Source organism: Streptomyces boluensis, assembly GCF_009908195.1.
Classification (GTDB): domain Bacteria; phylum Actinomycetota; class Actinomycetes; order Streptomycetales; family Streptomycetaceae; genus Streptomyces; species Streptomyces boluensis.
In genome coordinates, this window is record NZ_JAAAHS010000462.1 from 1 (window position 1) to 5,346 (window position 5,346).

General features: G+C 71.5%; 5 protein-coding genes. 1 reads left to right on the top strand and 4 read right to left on the bottom strand.

Annotation, left to right across the window (positions count from 1 at the left end):
• Nucleotides 1–11: 11 nt before the first annotated feature.
• A complete protein-coding gene (locus GUY60_RS33730) occupies nucleotides 12–1,652 on the bottom strand; it encodes an ABC-F family ATP-binding cassette domain-containing protein (protein ID WP_161704856.1) in 1,641 nt (546 codons plus the stop codon).
• A 319-nt stretch (nucleotides 1,653–1,971) separates the two neighbouring features.
• Nucleotides 1,972–2,388 (bottom strand): spore wall synthesis regulator SsgD, encoded by a 417-nt coding sequence (gene ssgD, locus GUY60_RS33735; protein ID WP_161704858.1) that lies wholly within the window; start codon nucleotides 2,386–2,388, stop codon nucleotides 1,972–1,974.
• A 199-nt stretch (nucleotides 2,389–2,587) separates the two neighbouring features.
• Here ssgD and GUY60_RS33740 point away from each other — a divergent pair, with 199 nt between their 5' ends.
• Nucleotides 2,588–3,697 (top strand): WD40/YVTN/BNR-like repeat-containing protein, encoded by a 1,110-nt coding sequence (locus tag GUY60_RS33740; RefSeq protein ID WP_161704860.1) that lies wholly within the window; start codon nucleotides 2,588–2,590, stop codon nucleotides 3,695–3,697.
• A 94-nt stretch (nucleotides 3,698–3,791) separates the two neighbouring features.
• On the opposite strand, the gene GUY60_RS33745 is transcribed toward GUY60_RS33740, so the two are convergent.
• Nucleotides 3,792–4,091, bottom strand: coding sequence for a YciI family protein (locus GUY60_RS33745; protein WP_161704862.1), 300 nt, complete (start codon nucleotides 4,089–4,091; stop codon nucleotides 3,792–3,794).
• Between the two features lie 76 nt (nucleotides 4,092–4,167).
• Nucleotides 4,168–5,289: a hypothetical protein gene (locus tag GUY60_RS33750; RefSeq protein WP_161704864.1), complete on the bottom strand. Its 1,122-nt coding sequence runs from the start codon at nucleotides 5,287–5,289 to the stop codon at nucleotides 4,168–4,170.
• Nucleotides 5,290–5,346 lie beyond the last annotated feature (57 nt).

The window sequence follows — 5,346 nt, forward strand, 5'->3', positions numbered from 1 at the left end:
GGGCGGGCCCGTCACGTCGATGCCATCAGCTCCCGCACCTCCTCCGCGGTGGTGTCCCTGAGCTCCCCGTCGAGCAGCAGCCAGCGGGTGATGCCGACGGACTCGAGGAACGGCAGGTCGTGACTGGCCACGATCAGCGCCCCGTCGTACGCCTCCAGGGCCGAGGTCAGCTGCCGGACGCTGGCCATGTCGAGGTTGTTCGTCGGCTCGTCCAGCATCAGGAGCTGCGGGGCGGGCTCGGCGAGCAGCAGCGCCGCGAGGGCGGCGCGGAACCGCTCGCCGCCGGAGAGCGTCGCCGCCTCCTGGTCGGCCTTCGCGCCCTTGAACAGGAACCGGGCGAGGCGGGCCCGGATCCGGTTGTTGGTGGCGTCCGGCGCCGCGAGCGCCACGTTCTGGGCGACGCTCAGGGTGTCGTCCAGTACGTCGAGGCGCTGCGGCAGGAACCGCAGCGGCACCTGTGCGAACGCCTCGCCCGCGACCGGTTCGAGCTCGCCCGCGACGGTACGGAGCAACGTGGTCTTGCCCGCGCCGTTCCGCCCGACGAGCGCGATCCGCTCCGGACCCCGCAGCTCGAACTCCCCGCGTACGGACGCCCCGTAACTGAGTGTCAGCTCGCTCAGGGTGAGGACCGAGCGTCCCGGCGGCACCGCGGTGAACGGCAGGTCGACGCGGATCTCGTCGTCGTCCCGCACCGCCTCCACGGCCTCGTCGAGCCGGTCCTTGGCCTCGCTGAGCTTCTCCTCGTGCATGATGCGGTGCTTGCCCGCGGAGACCTGGGCCTCCCGCTTGCGCGCGTTCATGACGATCTTCGGCTCACGCTTCTGCGCGTACATCTTGTTGCCGTACCTGACCCGGCGCGCCAACTTCATGTGCGCGTCGGAGAGTTCGCGCTTCTGCCGCTTCAGATCGGTCTCGGCGACCCGCACCATGCGCTCCGCCGCCTCCTGCTCCACCGCGAGCGCCTCCTCGTACGCGGTGAAGTTGCCGCCGTACCAGGAGACCTCCCCGGCGCGCAGGTCGGCGATCTGGTCGACCAGGTCGAGGAGTTCACGGTCGTGGCTGACCACGACGAGCACCCCCGACCAGGCCTGCACGGCCGAGTAGAGCCGCTGCCTGGCGAACAGGTCCAGGTTGTTCGTCGGCTCGTCGAGCAGCAGTACGTCGGGCCGGCGCAGCAGCAGCGCGGCCAGCCTGAGCAGTACGGACTCGCCGCCCGACACCTCGCCGATGGTCCGGTCGAGGCCGATGTGGCCAAGGCCGAGCTGGTCGAGGGTGGCGACGGCGCGCTCCTCGACGTCCCAGTCGTCGCCGACCGAGGTGAAGTGCACCTCGTCGACGTCGCCCGCCTCGATGGCGTGCAGCGCGGCGCGCGTCCGGTCGATGCCGAGCACTTCGTCGACCCGCAACTGGGTGTCGAGGGTGACGTTCTGCGGCAGGTAGCCGACCTCGCCGCTGACGCGGACGGCGCCGTCGGCCGGGGTGAGGTCACCGGCGATGAGCTTCAACAGGGTTGATTTTCCTGATCCGTTGACCCCGATGAGGCCGGTGCGGCCGGGGCCGAAGGCGACCTGGAGGTCGTCGAAGACCTCGGTGCCGTCGGGCCAGGCGAAGTGCAGTGCGGTGCAGGCGATGGATGTGGGGTGGGCTGACATGGTGGGCGGCCTCCGGCGCGCTAGAAGGAGAGTCGGGCAGCGCGTGGGGACACCGGGGGGTGCGACGGTGCGAGGAGGGAGTGCGGGTGCCGAGAACGCCGAGAACGGCACGGAGGCACGAAAAAACCCTGCTGCGCGGGGGACAGCTCACCGTCGAGGTCGCACCGTGCGGACACAGGAAACGTCACTGTGTTACGCGGTGTCCCAGGACCTCAGACGAGCAACGTCCTACTCCGATCGACGACAACAAGGCTCGTACAGCGTAAGAGGGCGCTCCGGCGGGTGTCAACGCCGTTTATTCGGCAGGCCTCAGCAGGGCTCAGCAGGCGTCCCGCATCAGCTCGGCCAGATCGCCGTCCATGTCCAGGTGGAGGTGCTCATGTCCGGCCGGCACCAGTGCGGCGGCACGCTCCAGAAAACGCCGCAGCTCGCCCGTGCGCACATGCACGATCGCCGTTCCCTCGGGCGCGTGGAACTCAAGGACCGTGCGGTCGTATCCGTACGGCCGCACCCGTACGTCGCCTTCACCGGTGGGCCGCTCGATACCGGAGGCGAGCAGCTCGCGGGCGAACGTCCAGGACACGTCGACGCCCTCCAGGGTCGCCGGGGCGGGGAACGCCATGTCGACCGCGTACGGATCGCGCGGGTCGTAGAGCAGGGTCGCGGGGATGGTCGGCACGCGCGGCGCGGTGGCGACGAGACGGGCCTCCACGGCTTGCTCGATGACAGTGGACAACGTCTGCTCTCCCTTACGACCGTCGGCTGTACGACCTCGGGCGGGACGCGCCCGGTCACCGGTGAAGACGACGGAATCCGGCGATCCGTGCATGCGCGATCTGGTGACGTGTGTCACCGCGACGGATTCCGTCGTGACCCACGCGCGCGTGCGTCGGCACCCTGGACGGCCCCGCCGGTCTTGGCTAGCTTCCCGGCCCATGAGGGGAACGAGGGGTACCAGGGGGCGGTGGTGGTCGGCGGTGTCCGTGGGCGCGTGCGGACTGGCCCTTGCGGCGTCCGTGACGGCACCGGCACCGGCGGAGGCACAGGAACCGGCACAGGCAGGGGACCCGGTGTGGCGGTCGACGCCGACCGGGTCGGAGGCCCGTTTCCGTGGCCTCGCCGCGGTCGGCCGCTCGGTGGCGTGGGTGGCCGGTTCGAAGGGCACGGTGCTGCGTACCGGGGACGGTGGCCGCAGCTGGTCCGACGTCTCGCCGCCGGGCGCGGGTGAGCTGGAGTTCCGGGACGTGGAGGCCTTCGACGCGCGGCGGGCCGTGGTCCTGGCCATCGGCGAGGGCGAGGCGTCGCGGGTGTTCACGACCCGGGACGGCGGCGCGAGTTGGACGGAGTCGTTCCGGAACACCGACCCGAAGGCGTTCTACGACTGCATGACGTTCTTCGACCGGCGGCACGGCCTCGCGATGAGCGACCCCGTCGACGGTAAGTACCGCATCCTGTCCACCGCCGACGGCGGCCGTACCTGGAAGGTGCTGCCGAGCGACGGCATGCCCCCGGCCGAGGAGGGCGAGGCGGGCTTCGCGGCGAGCGGGCAGTGTCTGGTCTCGGCCGGACCGCGGGACGTGTGGCTGGCCACCGGCGGCGGTGCCCACGCGCGCGTGCTGCACTCCGGGGACCGTGGCCGCACCTGGACGGCGGCCACCACGCCGATCCCGGCGGGGGATCCGGCGCGCGGCGTCTTCGCGCTGGCGTTCCGGGACCGTACGCACGGGCTCGCGGTCGGCGGCGACTACCGCCCCGACCAGGCGTCCCCGCACGCCGCGGCACGCTCGACGGACGGCGGCCGCGGCTGGACCGAGTCGACCGCGCCGCCGCCCGCGTACCGCTCGGGCGTGGCCTGGCTGCCGCACAGCGCGAGCGGCGCACTCGCCGTCGGCCCGACGGGCACCGACCTCACCCGCGACGCGGGCCGCACCTGGCGGACCGTCGACCGGGGCTCGTACGACTCCGTCGACTGCGCACCCGACGGCGGCTGCTGGGCCTCCGGCGAACAGGGCCGGGTGGCCCGCCTGGACCGGTCGCGCGGCTAGGTCGCACGTCGCGGCCAGATCGCACCGCGCAGCCAGATCGCACCGCGCAGCCAGATCGCACCGCGCGGCCAGAACGGACCGCGCGGGCGACGGTTCAGGACGGCAACTGCTGCTTGTACGCGTCCAGTTCGGACACCGTCTTGGTCGCGATGAACTCCGTCACGCGGTACTCGCAGACGCCGGCGACGGTGAACGGGTCGGCGGCGGCGATCTTCTCGACCGTGGCGCGGTCATCGCCCACGGCGAGGATCACGCCGCCGTCGCGCGGGTTCTTACGGCCGGAGGCGAGGAAGGTGCCGTCGGCGAAGTGCCGGTCGAGCCACTCGACGTGGGCCTCGAGCTCGGCTTCCACGGCTTCGATCGGGGCGGTGTAGGTCAATTCCAGTACGAACATGACGGCGAGACTATCCGGCGTCCGGAGGCGCCGGCTCCGCCGGTGGACCGGCCTGACTATCGGCCGCAGTACCGCCTCAGTAGTGGATCCGGGCCCCCACCGCCCGGTGGTCCGAGTAGTCCAGGTCGCGATCGTCGCCGTCGTCGGACAGCGCCTCGTCGGCGAGGTCGCCCTCGTCGAACGTCGGGACCACCGTGTCCGTCGTACGGGGCAACGGGTCGCCGGGCTTGCGGGCGAGGAGGTAGTCGACGCGGCGGTGCGACTTGGTGAGCAGGGTCCAGCGGTCCTTGCGGCACGCGGCCGGGTCCGCGGTGGTCTCGCAGTCCGCGTACACGGCGTCGCGGAAGCCGAGGGTGCTGCCCGGCAGGTCGCCGTTGGCCAGCGCGTACCACTTGCGCCAGCCCGTGCCCTCGCGGTCGTGGGCGTTGGTGTCGCCGCCCGCGACGTACAGGTCGGTCGCGCCGTACTGCGGGTGGCTGTCGTAGCCGTCCTCGGTCAGCTCGTTCGAGAGCTCCACGGCGTTCTCGTCGGCGCACTCCTCGCCGCCGTGGTCCATCGTCGGCCAGTGGAACGAGGCGGCGGTGACCGTACGGCCCGAGACGCGGTCGCGGAGCAGCGCCTTGACGCCCTTGGTGCGCGGCTGGTTGTTGTTGACACAGGCCCCGTCGACCCGGTTCTGCGCCTGCCAACGGTTGTCCGGGGACGCGGACTTGACCAGGGAGAGCCGGTCGGTGCGCCAGATCACGCCGTTGGTCTGCCGCTTCTTGAACTCCTTGCAGGTGCCGCCGGTGCCCGCCTCGGGGTCGTTCTCGGCGAGCACCCCGGCGAACTTCTCACCGAAGTGCTCCTCCATGCGCTGAAGGAGCAGATCGAGCTGCGCCCGGTTGTTGAGCTGCTGCACCAGGTACAGGTCGGGCTTCAACTCCTGGGTGCGCATGTAGTACATGAGGTCGTGCCAGTCACCGGCGCACTCGGCGGGCGGGCGCTCGTCCGAGGTGGGCAGGTTCTCCACGTTGGCGTCGTACACCTGGAGGAACCCCGGATCGGAGTTGGGCCGCGCCTCGGCGGCCACCCGCGCGTCCGCGACGGAGGGCGTCAAGGCGGTGGCGCCGACGAGCGCGGCCGCGACGGCCAGGCGCTTCGATCTGCCGCTCAGGGGTCCGGTTTTGACGGTTCTGGATGGCTTTGGCGTCTGCATGGCGCGATGGTAGACGGCACCACGCGCGTGTGCCGGTTGTTTCGGGCGGGCCCGAAA